Annotated in this window: 20 protein-coding genes and 1 pseudogene; 15 read left to right on the forward strand and 6 right to left on the reverse strand. The window is 73.2% G+C overall.

The genetic code is table 11. The features are described 5' to 3' along the window. Positions 1–25 precede the first annotated feature (25 nt). Entirely contained in the window at positions 26–841 is an 816-nt protein-coding gene (locus ACIGXJ_RS02160) for a peptidoglycan recognition protein (RefSeq protein WP_399640379.1), read from the reverse strand. Between the two features lie 184 nt (positions 842–1,025). On the opposite strand from ACIGXJ_RS02160, the gene ACIGXJ_RS02165 reads away from it, so the two are divergent. Next, positions 1,026–2,210 carry a MarP family serine protease gene (locus ACIGXJ_RS02165; protein WP_399640382.1) on the forward strand — a complete coding sequence of 395 codons (1,185 nt, stop codon included), beginning with the start codon at positions 1,026–1,028 and terminating at the stop codon, positions 2,208–2,210. A gap of 31 nt (positions 2,211–2,241) precedes the next feature. On the opposite strand, the gene ACIGXJ_RS02170 is transcribed toward ACIGXJ_RS02165, so the two are convergent. After that, positions 2,242–2,736 carry a GNAT family N-acetyltransferase gene (locus ACIGXJ_RS02170; protein WP_399640386.1) on the reverse strand — a complete coding sequence of 165 codons (495 nt, stop codon included), beginning with the start codon at positions 2,734–2,736 and terminating at the stop codon, positions 2,242–2,244. A 133-nt stretch (positions 2,737–2,869) separates the two neighbouring features. Between ACIGXJ_RS02170 and ACIGXJ_RS02175 the strand changes: the two genes are divergently transcribed. After that, positions 2,870–3,760, forward strand: a complete 891-nt coding sequence (locus tag ACIGXJ_RS02175) for a TIGR01777 family oxidoreductase (RefSeq protein WP_399640388.1) — start codon at positions 2,870–2,872, stop codon at positions 3,758–3,760. Between the two features lie 196 nt (positions 3,761–3,956). Next, a complete protein-coding gene (locus ACIGXJ_RS02180) occupies positions 3,957–5,288 on the forward strand; it encodes an NAD(P)/FAD-dependent oxidoreductase (protein WP_399640391.1) in 1,332 nt (443 codons plus the stop codon). A 78-nt stretch (positions 5,289–5,366) separates the two neighbouring features. Here ACIGXJ_RS02180 and ACIGXJ_RS02185 read toward each other — a convergent pair whose 3' ends face one another. Beyond that, positions 5,367–6,803, reverse strand: a complete 1,437-nt coding sequence (locus tag ACIGXJ_RS02185; protein WP_399640394.1) for a regulator — start codon at positions 6,801–6,803, stop codon at positions 5,367–5,369. A 234-nt stretch (positions 6,804–7,037) separates the two neighbouring features. On the opposite strand from ACIGXJ_RS02185, the gene lipB reads away from it, so the two are divergent. From lipB to ACIGXJ_RS02205, 4 genes are all read left to right on the forward strand, one after another. Then, positions 7,038–7,838, forward strand: coding sequence for a lipoyl(octanoyl) transferase LipB (gene lipB / locus ACIGXJ_RS02190; protein ID WP_399640396.1), 801 nt, complete (start codon positions 7,038–7,040; stop codon positions 7,836–7,838). Positions 7,839–7,857: 19 nt separating this feature from the next. Further along, positions 7,858–8,877 carry a lipoyl synthase gene (lipA, locus tag ACIGXJ_RS02195; protein ID WP_399642125.1) on the forward strand — a complete coding sequence of 340 codons (1,020 nt, stop codon included), beginning with the start codon at positions 7,858–7,860 and terminating at the stop codon, positions 8,875–8,877. Positions 8,878–9,123: 246 nt separating this feature from the next. Further along, positions 9,124–9,321, forward strand: a complete 198-nt coding sequence (locus tag ACIGXJ_RS02200; protein WP_399640399.1) for a hypothetical protein — start codon at positions 9,124–9,126, stop codon at positions 9,319–9,321. Positions 9,322–9,388: 67 nt separating this feature from the next. Further along, positions 9,389–10,090, forward strand: a complete 702-nt coding sequence (locus ACIGXJ_RS02205; protein WP_399640402.1) for a DUF4191 domain-containing protein — start codon at positions 9,389–9,391, stop codon at positions 10,088–10,090. 132 nt (positions 10,091–10,222) lie between these two features. On the opposite strand, the gene ACIGXJ_RS02210 is transcribed toward ACIGXJ_RS02205, so the two are convergent. Then, positions 10,223–10,690 carry an RDD family protein gene (locus ACIGXJ_RS02210; protein WP_399640405.1) on the reverse strand — a complete coding sequence of 156 codons (468 nt, stop codon included), beginning with the start codon at positions 10,688–10,690 and terminating at the stop codon, positions 10,223–10,225. Positions 10,691–10,911: 221 nt separating this feature from the next. On the opposite strand from ACIGXJ_RS02210, the gene glnA reads away from it, so the two are divergent. The 5 genes from glnA to ACIGXJ_RS02235 all read left to right on the forward strand — a co-directional run bounded on the left by glnA (position 10,912) and on the right by ACIGXJ_RS02235 (position 15,615). Continuing rightward, positions 10,912–12,321: a type I glutamate--ammonia ligase gene (gene glnA / locus ACIGXJ_RS02215; protein ID WP_399640408.1), complete on the forward strand. Its 1,410-nt coding sequence runs from the start codon at positions 10,912–10,914 to the stop codon at positions 12,319–12,321. A gap of 119 nt (positions 12,322–12,440) precedes the next feature. Then, entirely contained in the window at positions 12,441–12,704 is a 264-nt protein-coding gene (locus ACIGXJ_RS02220; protein ID WP_399640411.1) for a hypothetical protein, read from the forward strand. Positions 12,705–12,718: 14 nt separating this feature from the next. Continuing rightward, complete coding sequence (locus ACIGXJ_RS02225) at positions 12,719–14,059, forward strand: hypothetical protein (protein WP_399642126.1); 1,341 nt, start codon at positions 12,719–12,721, stop codon at positions 14,057–14,059. A gap of 64 nt (positions 14,060–14,123) precedes the next feature. Continuing rightward, positions 14,124–15,035, forward strand: coding sequence for a zinc metalloprotease HtpX (gene htpX, locus ACIGXJ_RS02230; RefSeq protein WP_399640413.1), 912 nt, complete (start codon positions 14,124–14,126; stop codon positions 15,033–15,035). Between the two features lies 1 nt (position 15,036). Next, positions 15,037–15,615 carry a hypothetical protein gene (locus tag ACIGXJ_RS02235; protein WP_399640416.1) on the forward strand — a complete coding sequence of 193 codons (579 nt, stop codon included), beginning with the start codon at positions 15,037–15,039 and terminating at the stop codon, positions 15,613–15,615. Between the two features lie 36 nt (positions 15,616–15,651). Here ACIGXJ_RS02235 and ACIGXJ_RS02240 read toward each other — a convergent pair whose 3' ends face one another. Beyond that, a complete protein-coding gene (locus ACIGXJ_RS02240; RefSeq protein WP_399640419.1) occupies positions 15,652–15,921 on the reverse strand; it encodes a hypothetical protein in 270 nt (89 codons plus the stop codon). Between the two features lie 124 nt (positions 15,922–16,045). Between ACIGXJ_RS02240 and ACIGXJ_RS02245 the strand changes: the two are divergent. Both ACIGXJ_RS02245 and ACIGXJ_RS02250 read left to right on the forward strand, forming a co-directional pair. Further along, a pseudogene (locus ACIGXJ_RS02245) lies at positions 16,046–16,774 on the forward strand (alpha/beta hydrolase); the annotation flags it as partial. A gap of 86 nt (positions 16,775–16,860) precedes the next feature. Continuing rightward, positions 16,861–18,051, forward strand: a complete 1,191-nt coding sequence (locus tag ACIGXJ_RS02250; RefSeq protein WP_399642127.1) for a winged helix DNA-binding domain-containing protein — start codon at positions 16,861–16,863, stop codon at positions 18,049–18,051. 374 nt (positions 18,052–18,425) lie between these two features. Here the strand turns inward: ACIGXJ_RS02250 and ACIGXJ_RS02255 are convergent, their stop codons facing one another. Further along, entirely contained in the window at positions 18,426–18,740 is a 315-nt protein-coding gene (locus ACIGXJ_RS02255; RefSeq protein WP_399640421.1) for a hypothetical protein, read from the reverse strand. Positions 18,741–19,012: 272 nt separating this feature from the next. Between ACIGXJ_RS02255 and ACIGXJ_RS02260 the strand changes: the two genes are divergently transcribed. Further along, positions 19,013–19,375 (forward strand): arsenate reductase family protein, encoded by a 363-nt coding sequence (locus tag ACIGXJ_RS02260; RefSeq protein WP_399640424.1) that lies wholly within the window; start codon positions 19,013–19,015, stop codon positions 19,373–19,375. Positions 19,376–19,406: the final 31 nt, after the last annotated feature.

Below are 19,406 nucleotides of genomic sequence, written 5' to 3' on the forward strand. Positions count from 1 at the left end.
CTCGGGTGCCGGGCGCCCCGGCCGCTCAGGCGCGGCCCTGCAGGCGCGCCGCCAGCCGGCGGATCTCCGGCAGCAGGGCGCTGAGGGACGCCCCTGGGCAGGTGGTCATGAAGGCCTCCCGATGGCCCGCGAGGGCGGGCAGCGTGGCGGTGGTGCCCGCGCTGAAGCGGCTGCGGCTGTTGCTGGACACCAGCCGTACGCGGGCGCGCGGGTCGGTGTCCGACAGGCCGAGCTTCCAGGCGGCCAGCGCGGCGATCGCGTCGCTCATCACGCGCGGCACCTCCACTCCCTCGGTGAAGGTGCCGATCGCGGCGATGCCGGCGGTGCGGTGGTTGAAGCCCTGGGTATGGGCGCCGGTGACGGCCCGTGCGACGCCGCCCGCGCGGCCCTCGTAGATGACTCCGCAGCGGTCGACGAGGAAGTTGTAGCCGATGTCGTCCCAGTCCCGGGCACCGGTCTGGCCCGCGTAGAGGTAGCGGATGATGCGGGGCGTCTCGGCGCAGTCGTAGGCGTTGGGCGAGTCGGTGTGGTGCACGAAGACGGCGACGACCCGGTCGTCGTAGCGGGGCGGCGGGGGCCTGTCGGGCTCGGTGTCCTCGGTCAGCCAGGCCGAGCGGGGCACGATGGCGGGCCGGGGCGCGGTGTGCGCCCCGGAGTCGGGGCGGGCGACGGCCTGCCCGCCCGCCGGGCGCTCCACGCCGGCGGCGCACAGCCCCAGCGCGACCACGGCGGCCAGCCCGGGCAGACAGCCCAGCACGGGCAGGGCGGGGCCGGGTATCCGTACGGCGGCGCAGCGGCGGGCCGCGGCTCGTGCCCGGTGGGCCAGTCGCTCGACACGCATGGACCCACTGTCGGTCCGTTCCGCCCCGCCCGCGATGTGTGCGCTGCCACCCGGTGGAACCATCGTCCTGGTCAGGGACGTTTTCCGGGGTACACGCACAGATGGCTGATCACCGGGTCCGTTCCTCACGTACCAGTGGGCCCGGCCCCGTGCGCGCAGGGGCGTCCGAGAGAAAGGCGGCTCCGTGGACGTGCTCGACATCCTTCTGCTGCTGGCGGTCCTCGCCTACGCCGGGGCGGGTTACCGGCGCGGTCTGGTGGCCGGCTGTGTGTCGCTGGCCGGGTTCGTGGGTGGCGCGGTGGTGGGGGTGTGGGTGCTTCCGTGGGTGATGGAGCTGGTGACACCGGGCACGACCGCGGCCACGGCGACGGCGGTGTGCACGGTGCTGGTGCCGGCGGTGGCGGGCCATGAGCTGGCGGCCCGCCTCGCGCTGCGGCTGCGGCGCGAGCTGGACCGCGGCCCGCTGCGCGTCGCGGACGGCGTGGGCGGTGCGGTGGCGAACTCCCTGGCGGTGCTGATGGTGGCGTGGGTCGCCGCGAGTGTGCTGGGCGCGTCCTCCTCGCCGCTGCTGACGGGGGCGATCCGCGACTCGCACCTGCTCGGCACGGTCCAGCGGGCGATGCCCGACAGCACGCCCGCGTGGTTCTCACGGGCCGCGTCGGCGCTGACGGAGGCCGGCTTCCCCCAGGTGTTCAACCCGTTCGAGAACGACTCCACGGCCCGGGTGGCCAGACCCTCCGGCGACAGCGTCACCCCCGCGGCGACGGAGGCCGCCCAGCGCAGCACCGTCAAGATCGAGGGTGCCTCGGGCACACAGGGCCGCGAGGGCAGCGGGTTCGTGTACGCGCCGGAGCATGTGATGACCAACGCCCATGTGGTGGCCGGCATCGACGCGCCGGCGGTACGGATCGGCGGGGTCGGGCGGCCGTACGAGGCGCGCGTGGTGCTGTTCGACCCGGACAAGGACGTGGCGGTGCTGTACGTGCCGGGGCTGCGGGCGCCCGTCCTGCGCTTCGAGGACGAGGCCGAGCGCGGGGACGCGGCGGTCGTGGCCGGCTACCCGGAGGACGGCGGCCTGGACCTGCAGGCGGCCACGGTCGCGGGCACGCTGGACGCGAGGGGGAAGGACATCTACAGCGACGAGCCGGTCACCCGCGAGATCTACTCCATTCGTTCCACGGTCCGGCCCGGCAACTCCGGCGGCCCGCTGCTGACCACGGGCGGCCGGGTGTACGGCATGGTCTTCGCCCGCTCCACCTCCGACGACGAGACGGCGTACGTCCTGACGGCCGCCGAGGTCGCCCCCGAGGCGGAGCGCGGGGCGCACGCGACGGCCCGGGTGGACACGGGCGTGCTGGTCACCTCGTAGGGGCCGGGCCGGCGCGACGGCCGCACGCGGGTCAGACGAGCGACCGCCCCATCAGCACGTCGTCCACGTACTGCCCGTCGAGGAGGAACTCTCCCGGCTGCACGCCCTCCACCACGAACCCCTCGGCCTCGTACAGCGCGCGGGCGACGGTGTTGTGGCCGAGCACGCGCAGCGTGATCCTGCGCGCCCCGAGGGTCCGCGCCCGGTCGACGGCGGCCCGCACCAGCGCCCGGCCGGCGCCCTTGCCGCGCGCGTCGCCGTCCACGGCGAGGCCGCGGATCTGCCGTACGTGCGCGTTCGAGGCGAGCGGCGTCGGGAAGCCCAGGCGGACGTACCCGACCAGTCGTCCGTCCAGCTCGGCGACCAGGTGGTCCCCCGGCCCCGCGGTCTCCCGGAAGAACGGCTCGTCGGGTCCCGGCCTCGGGGTCACGGCGTGCAGCGGAGACCAGGTGACGTGGTCGAGACGGCTCAGCGCGGGCTCGTCGGCGTACGTCGCGACGCGTATGCGTATCTGTGGATCCGGCATGGCGGTCACTGTACGGCGGCACGGCGGGGCGGGTCCGGGATTATCCGGGGCGCGGACGGCGGGGCCGGAATTGTCCGGGGGCTGACGGCGGGCCCGGCCCGGAGCGGCGGGGTGCGCCCGGCAGGATGGGGGGATGGAGCGTGCGCGAATCGTGGTGGCCGGGGCGTCGGGACTCATCGGACGGGCCCTGGTGGGGTCGTTGAGGGCGGACGGGCATGAGGTGGTGCGGCTGGTGCGGCGCGAGCCGCGGGCGGCGGACGAGGTCCGGTGGGACCCGCGGGGCGGCCGTGTGGACCTGCCCGAGTGCGAGGCGGTGGTGAACCTCGCGGGAGCGGGTGTCGGCAACCGGCCGTGGACGCGCGCGTACAAGGAGGAGATCCGCGCCAGCCGGGTGCTGGGCACCCGCACCCTGGCCCGGGTGATCGCCGCGCTGGAGCCCCGCCCGCGGGTCTTCGTGAACGGCAGCGCGATCGGCTACTACGGCGACACCGGGCAGCGCGCGGTCGACGAGGACGCGCCCGCCGGGGAGGGCTTCCTGCCGTCGGTGTGCGTGGAGTGGGAGGCCGCGGCGGCGCCCGCGCAGCGGGCCGGGGTGCGCACGGCGTTCGTGCGCACCGGGCTGGTGGTGGCCCGGGGCGGCGGGGCGTGGGGGAAGCTGTTCCCGGTGTTCCGGGCGGGGCTGGGGACGCGCTTCGGGGACGGGCGGCAGTACTGGTCGTACGTCTCGCTGCACGACGAGGTCGCGGCGATCCGGCATCTGCTCGACCGCGACGACCTGTCGGGGCCGTTCAACGTGACCGCGCCCGAGCCGCTGACGAACCGTGAGATCACGGCGGCGATGGGCCGGGTGCTGCACCGCCCGGCCGTACTCGCCGTGCCCGCGCCGGTGTTGCGGACCGTGCTGGGCGACATGGCCGGTGAGGTGCTGGGCAGCACCCGGGCGCTGCCGATGCGGCTGCTGGAGTCGGGGTTCACGTTCGCGTTCCCGGGGATCGAGGACACCATCCGCGCGGCGCTGGACTGAGCCCCGGCCGGAAACGGCCTGCGGAAAACGGCGGTTGGCGTCCGTGTGCGACCGCCGTGCGACCGTGCCCTGCTCATGCGCGACTGTCTCTGATCGGCCGCGGCCCTAACCTCGACCAGAACTCGGGTATCCCCGGAGTCCATTGGGGGCATGAGGTCTCCACCGGCCGCGCAACCTCAACCTCGAGGAGGGGCACGTGCTTCAGCCCGCGTATCAGGCGGACGTCGTCGTGGTGGGAGCCGGGATCGCCGGTCTCGCCGCCGCACAGAGGCTGACCAGCGCAGGAGTCGACACCGTCGTCCTGGAAGCCGCCCCTTGTCCCGGCGGCCGCATGTCGACCGAGAAGGTCGACGGGTTCCGGCTCGACCGGATCGGGCAGCTGCTGTCCACGGCGTACCCGGAACTGGACCTGACCCCCGGCCTCGGCGCGCTCGTGCTGCGCCACTTCGCCCCGGGCGTCCTGCTGCACAGCGACGGGCGCCGGCACCAGGTCGGCGCCCCGGCCCACCGAGGGAGCGCGAGGGGCGCACTTCACGCGGTACGCGCCTTCGCGAGCGCCCCTCGGCCGGCGCAGCCCGGCAAGCCGGTCGGCACGGCCGTCGACCAGGCCCGGCTGGGCACGGCCCTGGCCCGGCTCGCCGCGACCCCGGTCGAACGCCTGCTGGCCCGCCCCGAGCTGCCCGCCGGACAGGCCCTCAGCGCCCGTGGCCTGCCCGCGCGCACGGTCGACGGCTTCCTGCGCCCGCTGCTGGCCGCGCTGCTGTGCGACCCGGACCTGACGACGTCGAGCCGGTGCGCGGACCTGGCCCTGCGGGCGTTCGCGGCGGGGCGGCTGTGCGTGCCGGAGGGCGGCGCGGAGGTGTTGCCGGAACTGCTGGCGCGCACCCTGCCGCCGGGCACCCTGCACACCGGCGTCCAGGTCACCTCCGTCTCCACGACCTCGGTCACCACGGCCGACCACGGCGAGTTCCGCTGCCGCGCGGTCCTGCTGGCCACCGACGCCCGTTCGGCCGCCGGCCTGCTGCCCGGACTGCGCGTGCCGGACTTCCACCCGGTGACGGTGGTCCACCACACCACCGACGTCTCCCCGGCGACCGGCGCCTCCCTGCTCCTGGACGCCGACCGCGGCGGTCCCGTGGCGCACACGGCCCTGATGAGCGACCTCGACCCGACCCGCGCCCCGGCGGGCCGGGCCCTGATCTCCTCGACGGTCCTCGGCACCCCGCCCCCCGACCTCGACACGGCCGTCCGGACGCATCTGTCCCGCCTGTACGGCACCTCGACGTCCCGCTGGGAGACCCTGGCCGTCCACCACACCCCCGAGGCGGTTCCGGCCATGCGCCCGCCCCACGACCTGCGCCGCCCCGTGCGCCTCCTGGCCGGCCTCTACGTCTGCGGCGACCACCGGGACACCAGCACGGTCCAGGGCGCCCTGCACTCGGGCCGCAGGGCGTCCCAGGCGATCCTGCACGACATGGGTCTGCACCACTCCCTCCCGATGCCGGAAGCCGTACAGCAGGCGGCCTGACGGGGCGCGGGGAACTGCGCGATAACGACGACGAAGCAGCAAGACGCGACACCGCGGTCGACACCACGGCGAGACGCGCTACCGCAACGCCGCGACCCTCTCCCGGTACCCCCTGACCGGCGGAGCGTCCTTGTACGGCTCCAGCCTCCGCTCGAAGTCCCTGATGTACTCGACGGCCCGGACCGACCGCATCTCCACCGCCTGCCCGGCGGCCTCCGCCGCCAGCGCACACGCCTGGTCCAGCTCACCCAGCCCCAGCCGCGCCGTCGCCAGCACCACCCGGCAGAACAGCCGGCTCCGGGCGAACCCGGGCCCGCGCAGCTGCAAGGACTTCTCCGCATGCTGCGCGGCCGCCCGGAACTGCTGAAGGTCCCGGTGGCAGTGCCCGAACTCGTCGGCGAGCTGCGCCTCGTCGAAGAAGCGCGCCCAGTGCGGCGTCTCGTCCCCGGGCCGGGCGGCCTCCAGCGCCCGCTCGGCCCGCACCAGGGACGCCGTACAGGCCCGCACCTCCCCGAGCACCCCGTGCCCGCGGGCCTCGGCGGCGTGCAGCAGCGCCTGCACGACCGGCGGAGCCGACCCGCCCACGCCCTGCTGGGCGACCCGGGCGAGCTGCACGGCCTCGCGCCCGTGCCCGAGGTAGACGGCCTGGCGGCTCATGGTGACCAGCACGTACGACCCGTACGTCCGGTCGGCCGCGGCCTGCGCGAGCCGCAGCGCCTGGACGAAGTAGCGCTGGGCGAGGCCGTGCGCGGCGATGTCGTACGACGTCCAGCCGGCGAGCCGGGTGAGGTCGGCGGCCGCGGCGAACAGGCGGCGGCCCGTCTGCTCGCCGTAGGTGCCGCGCAGCATCGGCTCGCACTCGTGCTCCAGGTAGCGCACGAGGGCCTGGCGGGCGTGGCCGCCGCCGTACATGTCGTCGAGGGTGCGGAACAGGTCGGCCACCGAGCGCAGGGCGGCGACATCACCGGCGGTGACCTTCTGGCCGGGGCCGCGCTCGCTCTGGGTGCGCTGCCGGGGTACGGCGGAGCGGCCCTGGGCGGGCACCCGGGCGGGCTGCTCGCCGCGGGCGACCGAGTCGTCGGGGCGCCCGATCAGCCAGTCCCGGCTGGGCACCACGAGCCCCGCGGGGGTGAAGGCGATCTTGCGCAGTTCGGCGTGGCTGCCGGAGTCCTTGCGCCACAGGCCGCTGACGATGTCGACGGCCTCCTCGGGGCCGGCGGCGTACTCCAGACCGGCGTAGACGGGGGCGCAGGCGTCCAGGCCGAGGTCCTGGGCGGTGAGGCGGCGGCCGAGGCGGCGGGTGAAGACCTCGGCGATGAGGGCGGGTGTGGTGCCGCGCGGCTGCTGCCCGCGCAGCCAGCGGGTGACGGACGTCTTGTCGTATCTGAGATCGAGCCCGTGTTCCATGCCGAGCTGGTCCACACGGCGGGCGAGACCTGCGTTGGAGAACCCCGCTTCTGCGATGAGGGCGGCGAGCTGGCGGTTGGGGGTGCGCTGCGCGGGTCGATCCGTCATGTGCGGTGCGATCTCCTGCCTTCCGGGCGTCCCGAAGTGCCTGGAATTGCCTGTGAGCAGCCCTTATGGCCTTGTGAACGGCGTGAATGTAGCGGAGCGTGAGCAGGTGACCGCACACTTCGACGCCCATTCATCCGATCGTGTGAGGATTGCCTGCCGGGCTGACGTGCGACCGGGAGTCGTACAGTGGCGTGGGCGCGTTTCATGCCTTACGACTTCGAGGAGGCGCTTGCCGTGAGTGAGCTGCGGTTCGTCCGGATGGGGTTCGGCGCGGACATGGTCGACTACCAGGTCGCCTGGGACGAGCAGCGCCGGGTGCACGCCGCCCGGTTCGCGGACGAGGTGCCCGACACCTGCCTGCTCCTGGAGCACCCGCCGGTGTACACCGCGGGCCGCCGCACCGCACCCGAGGAGCGCCCGCTCGACGGCACGCCCGTGATCGACGTGGACCGCGGCGGCAAGATCACCTGGCACGGTCCGGGCCAGCTCGTCGGCTACCCGATCCAGAAGCTGCCCCGCCCGGTGGACGTCGTCGCGCATCTGCGCCGGCTCGAGGACGCGATGATCGGGGTGTGCGCCGAGTTCGGCATCGAGACCTCGCGCGTCGAGGGCCGCGCCGGCGTCTGGGTGCTGGGCGACCCGGTCGAGGAGCGCCCCGCCCTCGGCGGTCCCACCCTCGACTTCGACCCGCGGACCACCGACCCGGAGTTCGACCCGCGGCTGAACGGCCCCGAGTACGCCCCCTCGAACGCGGGCCAGCGCCGCGAGGACCGCAAGATCTGCGCCGTGGGCATCCGCGTCGCCAAGGGTGTCACCATGCACGGCTTCGCCCTGAACGTGAACCCGGACACCTCCAACTTCGACAAGATCATCCCCTGCGGCATCCGCGACGCGGGCGTGACCTCCCTGTCGTACGAACTCGGCCGTGAGGTCACCATCGAGGAAGTGCTGCCCGTCGTCGAGCGGCACCTGAAGGACGTCCTGGAGAACGCGGACCTCAAGCCGCGCGCGGTCGAGAAGACGCCGGCTGCCTGACGCGGCACGAGGCTTTCAAATCCACGGGCGTACCCTTGAGGACGCCGAAGAATCAATCGCTAGGGAGCCGGTCGTGTCCGCAGTCGCACCCGACGGACGCAAGATGCTGCGCCTGGAGGTCCGCAACAGCCAGACCCCCATCGAGCGCAAGCCCGAGTGGATCAAGACCCGGGCGAAAATGGGCCCCGAGTACACCAAGATGCAGAGCCTCGTGAAGGGCGAGGGCCTGCACACCGTGTGCCAGGAAGCCGGCTGCCCCAACATCTACGAGTGCTGGGAGGACCGCGAGGCGACCTTCCTCATCGGCGGCGACCAGTGCACCCGGCGCTGCGACTTCTGCCAGATCGACACCGGCAAGCCCGAGGCGCTCGACCGCGACGAGCCGCGCCGGGTGGGCGAGTCCGTGGTCACCATGGACCTGAACTACGCCACCATCACCGGCGTCGCCCGCGACGACCTGGAGGACGGCGGCGCCTGGCTGTACGCGGAGACGGTCCGCCAGATCCACGAGCAGACCGCCGGCCGCGAGGGCGGCCGCACCAAGGTCGAGCTGCTGGCCCCCGACTTCAACGCCGTGCCGGAGCTGCTGCGGGAGGTCTTCGAGTCCCGCCCCGAGGTCTTCGCGCACAACGTGGAGACCGTCCCGCGGATCTTCAAGCGCATCCGCCCCGGCTTCCGCTACGAGCGCTCGCTGAAGGTGATCACCGAGGCCCGTGACTTCGGCCTGGTGACCAAGTCCAACCTGATCCTCGGCATGGGCGAGACCCGCGAGGAGGTCAGCGAGGCGCTCAAGCAGCTGCACGACGCCGGCTGCGAGCTGATCACCATCACCCAGTACCTGCGCCCCTCCGTTCGCCACCACCCCGTCGAGCGCTGGGTGAAGCCGCAGGAGTTCGTGGAGCTGAAGGAGGAGGCCGAGCAGATCGGCTTCTCCGGCGTGATGTCGGGCCCGCTCGTGCGGTCGTCGTACCGCGCGGGCCGGCTGTACCAGATGGCCATCGAGAAGCGCGGCTCGTTCGTGGCCGTGCAGGCGGTGTGACATGACCGCCCGGCCTGTGTGAATTCGGGCACAAGCAACTACCCGCCGGTAGAGGCGAGTTGGACGCGGTCCCGGCCGTCCCCGCAGATGGGGGCGTACGCCGGGGCCGCGTCGGCGTTTCCGGACTCCCGAAAGTCTCTGGCGAAAGGTTTCATCGGTGTTTGACCCCTCGGTCACCCCCTGGTAACACCAGTGAGTGACGCTTGACTCACGCCACGTGAACCCGCTTCGAGGGGGGACCTCCACATGCAGGCCGCGCCCGTCCGCGCCACACCCATCCCGACCTTCACCGACGCCCTGCGCGCGGTCGAGGCGCTGCTGATGAGCGGCGGCCAGCGCACCGCCCGCCGCAACGCCTGGACCTCCGTCCTGGAGGACCGTCGCCGCGCCAAGGACCGGGTCGAGGCCCAGCGCGTGCTGGACCAGGCCGCCGCCCGCTCCTGAGCGTCCCGCCCGGGCCGGCCCGGCACTGCCGTCGAAGGCGCTTCCGGGGCCACGTAGACTTCGTGGCATGGCGAGGAAGGAAACCGCGGCGGACGCCGCGAACGCAGGGCGACTGAAGCAGATCGCTCTCACGTACAAGATGACCCGCAAGGCCGACAAGATGATCGGTCTCGTACTCGCGGCTGTCGGCCTCGGCACCCTCGGTGTGTTCCTCGCGATCGGCTTCCTGATCGGTCACCCGGTCTATCTCGGCATCCTGGGCCTGCTGCTCGCCTTCCTCGCGACGGCGATCGTGTTCGGCCGCCGGGCCGAGCGGGCCGCCTTCGGGCAGATGGAGGGCCAGCCGGGCGCGGCCGCGGCCGTACTGGACAACATCGGCCGGGGCTGGACGACCACCCCCGCGGTGGCGATGAACCGCAGCCAGGACGTGGTGCACCGGGCCGTCGGCAAGGCCGGCATCGTCCTGGTCGCCGAGGGCAACCCGAACCGGGTGAAGACCCTGCTGGCCGCCGAGAAGAAAAAGATGAACCGCATCGTGGCGGACGTGCCGGTGCACGACCTGATCGTGGGCAACGGCGAGGGCCAGGTCGAGCTGAAGAAGCTCCGCACGACCATGCTGAAGCTGCCCCGCGTGCTGACCGGCCCGCAGGTGACCGCCACCAACGACCGGCTGCGCGCGCTCGGCGACCTGATGAGCAACATGCCGCTGCCGAAGGGTCCGATGCCCAAGGGCATGAAGCTGCCGAAGGGCGGCCCGAAGGGTCGCTGACCCCCTCCTCGTACGCCCGTGGTCCTCGTGACACGAAGGGGCGCCCGGTGCTCGACCGCACCGGGCGCCCCTTCTTCGTCGCACACACATGGTGTGATCTTCGCCGTATACGATCTTCGGCGTATACGAAGGTCAGATGCGGACCTCGACCGTACCGGCCAGCCGGTCGTGCAGGCCGCGGCCGTCGCGGTCCCAGATCAGGGCGGGGACCGCGAGGCACAGCAGCACCGAGCGGACCAGGGCGCGCACCGGGCTCACCGCCCTGGTGTCGACGGCGATCACGCGCAGCCCGAAGAGGCGCTTGCCGGGAGTGGAGCCGACGGTGCCGACGGTGAGGATGCTCAGCGCCAGGAAGATCAGCAGCGCCCAGTTGCCGGTGGCCTGGCCATAGCCGTCCGTGATCAGGCCGTATGCGATCAAGAGGCACAGCCCCCAGTCGACGGCGAGGGCGCCCAGACGCCTGCCGGGGCGGGCGATCGAGCCGGGCCCCTGCTGCGGGAGACCGAGCTGCCGGCCCGGGTATCCGAAGTCGGCACCGGCTTCCTCCAGGGCCGCGCGGGGCCCGGAGAGCCATGATCCGATTGCTTGCCTCTTGTCCACCCGTACACGGTACTGCGCCCCTTTTCGACCGGGACACGGCGGGGTGTGTCGGGGCTGGGGAGGCCCTAGGGTGGAGAGAAGGCCGGTTAACTTCTGCGAAACAAATGAGTCACGCCCGAGAAATCACCCGTCCCTAGGGTCAGGTGCGAGCGTGTGCCACCGCACTGGCCGCACGAACGAACTACCACCCCGGCATGGCGGTCGGGAGTAGGAGGAGCTGGATGTTCCAGAACGCCGACGAGGCCAAGAAGTTCATCGCGGACGAGGACGTCAAGTTCATCGACGTCCGCTTCTGCGACCTGCCGGGCGTCATGCAGCACTTCTCGCTGCCCGTCGAGGCGTTCGACCCCGACGAGGAGCTGGCGTTCGACGGTTCGTCGATCCGCGGCTTCCAGGCCATCCACGAGTCCGACATGGCGCTGCGCGCCGACCTGTCGACCGCGCGGGTGGACCCGTTCCGCCGCGACAAGACGCTCAACATCAACTTCTTCATCCACGACCCGATCACGGGCGAGCAGTACTCCCGTGACCCGCGCAACGTGGCGAAGAAGGCCGAGGCGTACCTGGCGTCGACGGGTATCGCCGACACCGCGTACTTCGGTCCGGAGGCCGAGTTCTACGTCTTCGACAGCGTGCGTTTCAAGACGTCGGAGAACGAGTCCTTCTACCACATCGACTCCGAGGCGGGTGCCTGGAACACCGGCGCCCTGGAGGACAACCGCGGTTACAAGGTCCGCTACAAGGGCGGCTACTTCCCGGTCCCGCCGGTCGACCACTTCGCCGACCTGCGCGCCGAGATCTCCCTGGAGCTGGCCAACGTCGGCCTGAAGGTCGAGCGCCAGCACCACGAGGTGGGCACCGCCGGCCAGGCGGAGATCAACTACAAGTTCAACACGCTGCTCGCCGCGGCCGACGACCTCCAGCTCTTCAAGTACATCGTGAAGAACGTGGCCTGGCGCAACGGTAAGACCGCGACCTTCATGCCGAAGCCGATCTTCGGCGACAACGGCTCGGGCATGCACGTCCACCAGTCGCTGTGGACGAACGGCGAGCCGCTCTTCTACGACGAGCAGGGCTACGCCGGCCTCTCGGACACCGCCCGCTACTACATCGGCGGCATCCTCAAGCACGCCCCGTCGCTGCTGGCGTTCACCAACCCGACGGTGAACTCCTACCACCGCCTGGTCCCGGGCTTCGAGGCGCCGATCAACCTGGTGTACTCGCAGCGCAACCGCTCCGCGGCCATGCGCATCCCGATCACGGGCTCCAACCCGAAGGCCAAGCGCGTCGAGTTCCGCGCGCCCGACTCCTCCGGCAACCCGTACCTCGCCTTCTCGGCGCTGCTGCTCGCCGGCCTGGACGGCATCAAGAACAAGATCGAGCCGGCCGAGCCGATCGACAAGGACCTCTACGAGCTGGCTCCCGAGGAGCACGCGGGCGTGGCCCAGGTCCCGACCTCCCTGAACGCCGTCCTCGACGCCCTCGAGGCCGACCACGAGTTCCTCCTCCAGGGCGACGTGTTCACGTCCGACCTGATCGAGACGTGGATCGACTTCAAGCGCACCAACGAGATCGCCCCGCTCCAGCTGCGCCCGCACCCGCACGAGTTCGAGCTCTACTTCGACGTGTGATCGGCGCCTGACCGGATTCCGGTCCCCGCCTGACCGCCCGTGCCCCGCCGTTTGTACCGACGGCGGGGCACGGGCGTATGTTTTTCTCAAAGGTCTGTTCGACACGGGGGTGGCCACAGATGCCGACGCACGACCAGAACGACGACCAGGAGCGGGAGTACGACCTGCGCTGGGCGGAGTCCGCGGAGCACAAGGAGCCCTCGGCCCGGGCCCGGATGCTCGCGGCCCGCTGGAAGCACAACCCGCCGGGCCCGGTCCCCTTCCGCGCCGACCCCGGCCCGTCCGCCCCGCGCCGCTCCTCCTGGGTCTCGACAGCGGTGGTCCTCGGCTGCGTGGCCCTGGTGATCGTGGTGATCGGGTACCTGAATACGCGGCCGTACTGATCGTGCCCGAATTCATGCTGTCGGTCCGCCGGGAGGCGCTGGACCCCGCCGACGCCGCCGGCTGGATCGCCTTCGACCTGGAGGTGCGCGACCTGTCCGGTTGGCTGCCGGGCGGACTGCGGCCAGTCGCGGAGCTCGACGTTTCCGGTCTGGCCGTCGCCCTGTGCCACCCGGACGGGCGGGTGCGGGAAGCCGCGCTGGCCAGAGCCGGGGAGCTTCCCGGGCTGCTGCCGCTGGTCGTGATCCGGAGTGCCGACTGGGTTGAACCCGTGCGCGAGCGCGCCCGGCAGGTGCTGGCCGAGCGGCTCGACGCGGCAGGAGCGGCCTCGGTCGCGGCTCTCCTGCTGCGGGTGGGCCGCCGCAGACACGGCGCGTACGGTGTGCGGCTGCTCGGGGAACTGCTGCGGCGGGCGCCCGGCGGGCTGCTGGAGTCGTTGTACGGCGTCGGGGACCGGGACGTGCAGCGCTTCGCCCGTCGGCTGGCCGTCGAGGACGGTCTCCTCTCCCCCGTCGAGCTGGCCCGGGCGGCAGCGCGCGACGGTGACATCGTCGTCCAGCAGTTGTGCGCGGACGCGGCCCTGGCCGCCGTGGTGCGCGGTGCGGCGTACGACGACGTCCTGCCGGAGCTGCTCGGGGCGCGGAACACGCAGGCGCGGGCCGCCGGGGTCACCGCGCTGCGGGCAGCGGGGCGGCCCGAGGTCGCGGTGAAATTCCTCACGGACCGCTCGGCGCTGGTCAGGGCCTGCGCACGGTATGTCGTGCGGCAGGGTGGGGGCGACCCCCTCGCCTGGTACCGGGAGCGGTGCGCGCGGCCGCAGGACGTGCCGCCCCCGGCGGTGAGCGGGCTCGCGGAGAGTGGGGAGCGGGCGGACGCCGCGCTGCTGTGGCCGCTGCTGGGGCATCCTGAGGCCCGGGTGCGGGCGCGGGCCGTGGCAGGGCTGCGGATGCTGGACGTGGCGGATGCCGCGCGGCTGCGGCCGCTGCTCGACGACCCGGCCCCCGGCGTCGTACGGGAGACGGCACTCGCGCTGCTCCCTTCGGCCGGGGATCTGCCGGAGCGGTGGTTGTGGCAGCGCCTTGAGGTCACGCGGCCCCGGCACGTGCGCGTGGCCGCGTTCCGGCTGATTCACGCGCGGGGCGGCCTGGTGCGGCTGCGGGGAGCGGTGGCGCTGGTGGACGACGTGGATACGAAGCTGCGTCTGCGGGCGCGGCAGTCCGTACGGAGCTGGCGGCCGGGGCCTGACGTACGGCTCGGGGACCCGGCGGTGGGCGAGCTGCTGGACCAGGTGCGGCATCTGTACAGCGACGCGCACGACGTCGGTCAGCTGCGGCGGGCGGCCGGGCTGCCGTACTGAGCCGCCCCGCCCCCGTCGGCGCACACTGGCAGGGGGGCCGGTCGGTTGAGTGGGGTGATGGGTCGTGGGCAGGCGGATTCGGAGGGACCGGGGGCTGGCCGCGCGGATGGTGGTCACCCTGTTTCTGCTCGGGCTGCTGTACGTCGTGTTCGTGGGCGTGCTGGTGGTGCTGCTGAGGTCGTGGGTGCTGGTCGTGGTGGTCGCGGCGGGGCTGCTGGGTGCGCAGTACTGGTTCTCGGACCGGATCGCGCTGTACGCGATGCGCGGGCGGGTGGTGGAGCGGGAGGAGTTTCCCGAGCTGCACGCGGTGGTGGACCGGTTGTGTGCGCTGGCGGACGTACCGAAGCCCGTGGTGGCGGTGTCGGCGATGGACATGCCGAACGCCTTCGCGACGGGGCGTGACGCCGGTCATGCGGTGGTGTGCGTGACGACGGGGCTGATGCGGCGGCTGGAGCCGGCCGAGCTGGAGGGGGTGCTCGCGCACGAGCTGTCGCATGTGGCCCACAAGGACGTCGCTGTGATCACGGTGGCGTCGTTCCTGGGGGTGCTGGCCGGGCTGATCGTGCGGTTCGCCTTCTACTCGGGGGTGTTCGGGGGACGGAAGGACCAGAACACCGCCGTGGTGCTCGCCGCCGTGCTCGGGGTGTCCGCCGCCGTCTACGCGCTCAGCTTCGTACTCATCCGGGCCCTGTCGCGGTACCGGGAGCTGGCCGCGGACCGCGCGGCGGCGCTGCTCACGGGACGGCCCTCGGTGCTGGCTGCGGCCCTGACGAAGGTCAGCGGCGACCTCGCGCGGATCCCGACCAAGGACCTGCGGACGGTCCAGGCCTTCAACGCCTTCTACTTCGCACCGGCGGTCGGCTCCCGCCTGTCCCGGCTGTTCTCCACGCACCCCTCGCTGGAGCAGCGGCTGGAGCAGCTCGGGCGGATCTCGGGTGAGCTGGGCGAGGCGGCCGAGCCGGGGAGGGCCGGGTGAGATGAGGCTGCTGGACATCCTGCTCGGTCGTACGAAGCCGGTCGCGCCGGATCTGGACCAGCTGTTCGCGCTGCCCTCGGCCGCGGTCACGCTGGAGGCTGCCGTCGGGTTCAGGCCGACCGGGCGGGGCGCGGTGTGCTTCGCGACCGTGGAGGGCGCCGCCTTCGAGCAGACGCATCGCGAGGTGCGGGCGCTGCTGGACGCGGACGCCGGGCGGGAGGGGCCGCCGGTGGACCTGGAGGAGGACGCCTACGGCTACTCCTGGCTGGTCTCGCGCCGCTCCCCCGACGAGCTGCCGCAGCTCGTCAACGATCTGCACGCGGTGAACAGTTCCCTGGAGGCCAACGGCTTCGGCCCGCAGCTGCTGTGCTCGCAGGCGGGCTTCCGGGACGACGCGGGCCGCGCGCTCGCGCTGGTCTACCTCTACAAACGCGGCACCTTCTACCCCTTCGCGCCCCTGCCCGGGCAACGCCGGGACAACGCCCTGGAGCTGCGGGTCAAGGCCGCGCTCGCGGACGACCTGCGCGTCGAGCAGGACCTCGGCCGCTGGTTCCCGCTGTGGGGAGCCCCCGGGCTGTGATGCCCGGGAGCCCCGTCGGATCGGTGAGCGGCCGGTCTACTTGCCGCGCTCCTGGCGACGGGCCTCGTGGGGGCGCTCCCTGCGGTAGCGGCGCTCCCACTTGGCCTGCTGGTCACGGCGGGCCCGGTAGGCCTGGTAGGTGGCGGGCGTCGGTCCCGCGGGGGTCCCGCCCCGTGCCGCCGCGGACGAGCTCCGCCCGTACTGTGCGTACAGGTAGAGCAGGGCGACGGCTGCCAGCCACCAGACGTGGTCACCGAATCCCAGGACCACCAGGACCACGGTTCCGGCCATGACGAGATTCCTCATGACTGGTGTCTTCCGGGTAGGTGGGGGTGTGGGCTGCGTTCTCGAGGACGCGCTTCCAGCGTAGGGAGCCGGTCACTGCGCGTGCATCTCCTTTTCCCGCGACGGCCCTGGTCCAATGGGGCCCATGGGCGAACCGACCTTCTTCACGCAGGACTTCGACGGCGAACGCCTCAGCGGCGCGTACGGCTGTGACGCGGACCCCGCGACTGCCACGGCCGTCCTGCTGCACGGCGCCGGGCGCGGCAGCAAGGAGCGACTGCTGGCGCTGCTGGGCGAGTTCACGGCCCACGGCTGCCGGGCGGTGGCCTTCGACTTCTCCGGGCACGGCGAAAGCACCGGCGAGCCGGCCGAGTTGAGCCTGCGGCGCCGCTTCGAGCAGGCGGTCGCGGTGATCGACGCCCGCGTGCCGACGAGCGCGCCGCTGGTCCTCGTGGGTTTCAGCATGAGCGGGCAGACGGTCGCCGACCTCGCCGCGCACTAGGGCGACAGGGTCGCGGCCCTCGGGCTGTGCGCGCCCGCCGTGTACGCGGCCGAGGCGTGGGACGTGCCGTTCGGGCGGGGCGACGGGCGGTTCAGCGCGCTGATCCGCCGGCCGGGGAGCTGGCGCGACTCGGCCGCGCTCGCGGCGCTGCGGGCCTACGCGGGCCGGGCGGTGCTGGTGGTGCCGGGCACGGACCACGTCATCCCGCCGGCGGTGACCGAGGCCGTGCAGGACGCGCTGGGCGCCCGCGCCCGCTTCAGCCGCCTCGACCTGCCGGGCGCCGACCACCATCTGGGCATGTGGCTGCGCGACCACCCGGAGGACCGGCGGGAGCTGGTGTCGTCCCTGCTCAGCGGCCACGGCCTCGCGGGCCATGGGGCCTGGTGAGGGTGCGCGCGCGGTAAGGGTCCGGGCGTTGTCAGTGGGGGCCGTCAAGATGGGCGTACGAGTGGTGCGTGGTGAGGAGGGCTGGGGTGCGGGTCTTCACGGATGAGGAGCGGCGTCGGCGGCTGGCGGTGCGGCACCGGCTGGCCGGGGGCGCGCGGGCCGCCGTGCCGGAGGAGGTCGCCGGATCGCTGGTCGCGCTGCACGGGACGGATCCGGCGACGGTCTTCCTGGCGGTGGGGGCGCGGCTCGCGGACGCCGGCAAGACGGTGGCCGAGACCGAGCGGGCGCTGTACGAGGACCGGTCGCTGGTGCGGATGCACGGCATGCGGCGGACGGTGTTCGTGTTCCCGGCGGAGCTGACGGCGGTGGTGCACGCCTCGACGGGGCTGGCGGTGGCCGCGAAGGAGCGGGCCGCGCTGCTGAAGCACATGGCGGCGGCCGGGGCGCCGGACGCTGCGTGGCTCGCCGAGGTGGAGGCCGCGGCACTGGCCGCGCTGGAGCGGCGCGGTCAGGCGACGGCGGCCGAGCTGGCGGCGGACGAGCCGCGTCTGCGGGAGCGGTTCCTGCACGCGCCCGGGACGAGCTCGGAAGGCATCCACACGGTCTCGACACGGCTGCTGCGGGTGCTGGGCACGGAGGGCAAGGTGGTGCGGGGCCGTCCGCTGGGCTCGTGGACGTCGAGCCAGTTCCGCTGGGCGCCCGCTCCCCCGCACCCCGAGCTGGCGGAGGCCGCCGCGCAGGCGGCGCTGCTGGAGCGCTGGCTGACCTGCTGCGGGCCGGCCACGGAGGCGGACCTCAAGTGGTGGACGGGGTGGAAGGTCACCGACGTACGGCGGGCGCTGGCCGCGATCGGGGCGCAGGGGGTGGCGCTGGAGGGAGGAACGGGGTTCGTCGCCGCCGGTGACGCCGAGCCGGTGACGGGCGGCGCGGCCGAGCCGTGGGCGGCGCTGCTGCCCGCGCTGGACCCGACGGCGATGGCCTGGCAGCAGCGGGACTGGTACCTGGCGCCGGAGCTGAGACCGGCCCTGTTCGACCGCAGCGGCAACATCGGCCCCACGGTGTGGTGGGACGGCCGTGTCGTGGGCGGCTGGGCGCAGCGGCCCGACGGCGAGATCGTCTGGCGCGTCCTCGACGGCGACGGCCTGGGCCGGGAGGCCGAGGCGGCGATCGCGGCGGAAGCGGAACGGCTGCGCGCCTGGGTCGACGGCACCCGCGTGACCCCTCGCTTCCGGACACCGCTGGAGCGGGAGCTGGCCGGCTGAGGACCCGGCGGCCGGCGGCCGGCTGAGGGCCGGGGGTCGGCGGCCGACTGAGGACCCGGCGGCCGGCTGAGGACCCGGCGGCCGACGGCCGGCTGAGGGCCGGGGTTCGCCCCGAGCCGAAGGCGACCGGCCCTGGCCCGACGGCACCGGCCGCCCCGCCTCGGGGTGGCCCTGGCACGGGAGTTGGCCGGCTGAGACACCGGTCGGCTGCGCCGGGAGGGGGGTCGGCCGGACAACGCACCGGTCGGCGGCCCCCGAGCCGGCCGCCCCAGGCCCGGGAAACGGCCGAGCGCGGACGAGCCCGGCGTCGGCCGGCCCGCCGGGCGCGGAAATGCCGGGTGCCCCGGTCGCGGCGGGCACCCGGCTGGGTCAGGTCACCGGTTGTAGCGCAGGAACGCCCGGACCATGTGGCAGGTCGTGTCCGACGGCGGGTGTACGCCGATCTGCTCGGCGGCGCTGCGTATGGTCTCGTTGCGGGCCTGCTGGGGGACGTAGACGCCCGAGTCGAGCAGGGCGATGGCGAGACGCATCGCCTTCAGGCGGCGGTTGTGCGCGATGTACCACTCGCGCGGCCGGCCCGGCGGCAGCGGCCGCTTCACCACGGGCGCGTAGGGCAGGTCGAGCAGAACGGGACGCTTCGCGGTGGACTGGGTCGGCAGCGGCTTCGTCTTCAGTGCGGCAGCGGGCACAGGCATCCTCCTGTCGCGGTCGGGGCGCCCCGCCGTGGCCATCCGGCGACCTCGGCAACACCCTCGAACACTTCCTCCATTCTACCGCCGGCCACTGACAATCGGCGAGGCCGTCATGCCGTCAAAACCGCAGGTGAGAATGGAAATTGCCGGACCGTCACACCCGCCTCAGGAGATACGTGCGGCACCGCCGGAAATCGAACATGGAGTCCGGCGGGCGGCGCCTCGGACGCGCCCCGCGGGGCCCGCGGGGCCCGCGTACCGTGTACGCCATGGAGATCTGGATCAACCCCGCCTGTTCCAAGTGCCGCAGCGCCATCAGCCTGCTCGACGCCGAGGGCGCCGACTACACCGTCCGCCGGTATCTGGAGGACGTGCCCAGCGCGGACGAGATCAGGCAGGTGCTGGAGCGGCTCGGGCTGGAGCCGTGGGACATCACGCGGACGCAGGAGGCGGACGCGAAGGAGCTGGGGATGAAGGAGTGGGCGCGGGACGAGGCAGCGCGGGACCGCTGGATCGAGGCGCTGGTGGCGCATCCGAAGCTGATCCAGCGGCCCATCATCACCGCCGACGACGGCACGGCCGTGGTGGGCCGCACCGACGAGGCGGTACGGGACGCGCTGACCCGCAAGTGAGGTCCGCCCGGCCCCCCGGGAGCGGGCGGCG

It is taken from the genome of Streptomyces sp. NPDC053367 (assembly GCF_044545925.1).
GTDB lineage: Bacteria > Actinomycetota > Actinomycetes > Streptomycetales > Streptomycetaceae > Streptomyces.

Excerpts from the sequence above, each read along its gene's own strand:
- ACIGXJ_RS02160 (WP_399640379.1), bottom strand. The coding sequence starts at position 841 with ATGCGTGTCGAGCGACTGGCCCACCGGGCACGAGCCGCGGCCCGCCGC.
- ACIGXJ_RS02170 (WP_399640386.1), bottom strand. The coding sequence starts at position 2,736 with ATGCCGGATCCACAGATACGCATACGCGTCGCGACGTACGCCGACGAG.
- ACIGXJ_RS02175 (WP_399640388.1), top strand. The coding sequence starts at position 2,870 with ATGGAGCGTGCGCGAATCGTGGTGGCCGGGGCGTCGGGACTCATCGGA.
- ACIGXJ_RS02185 (WP_399640394.1), bottom strand. The coding sequence starts at position 6,803 with ATGACGGATCGACCCGCGCAGCGCACCCCCAACCGCCAGCTCGCCGCC.
- ACIGXJ_RS02200 (WP_399640399.1), top strand. The coding sequence starts at position 9,124 with ATGCAGGCCGCGCCCGTCCGCGCCACACCCATCCCGACCTTCACCGAC.
- ACIGXJ_RS02205 (WP_399640402.1), top strand. The coding sequence starts at position 9,389 with ATGGCGAGGAAGGAAACCGCGGCGGACGCCGCGAACGCAGGGCGACTG.
- glnA (WP_399640408.1), top strand. The coding sequence starts at position 10,912 with ATGTTCCAGAACGCCGACGAGGCCAAGAAGTTCATCGCGGACGAGGAC.
- ACIGXJ_RS02220 (WP_399640411.1), top strand. The coding sequence starts at position 12,441 with ATGCCGACGCACGACCAGAACGACGACCAGGAGCGGGAGTACGACCTG.
- ACIGXJ_RS02225 (WP_399642126.1), top strand. The coding sequence starts at position 12,719 with ATGCTGTCGGTCCGCCGGGAGGCGCTGGACCCCGCCGACGCCGCCGGC.
- ACIGXJ_RS02235 (WP_399640416.1), top strand. The coding sequence starts at position 15,037 with ATGAGGCTGCTGGACATCCTGCTCGGTCGTACGAAGCCGGTCGCGCCG.
- ACIGXJ_RS02240 (WP_399640419.1), bottom strand. The coding sequence starts at position 15,921 with ATGAGGAATCTCGTCATGGCCGGAACCGTGGTCCTGGTGGTCCTGGGA.
- ACIGXJ_RS02260 (WP_399640424.1), top strand. The coding sequence starts at position 19,013 with ATGGAGATCTGGATCAACCCCGCCTGTTCCAAGTGCCGCAGCGCCATC.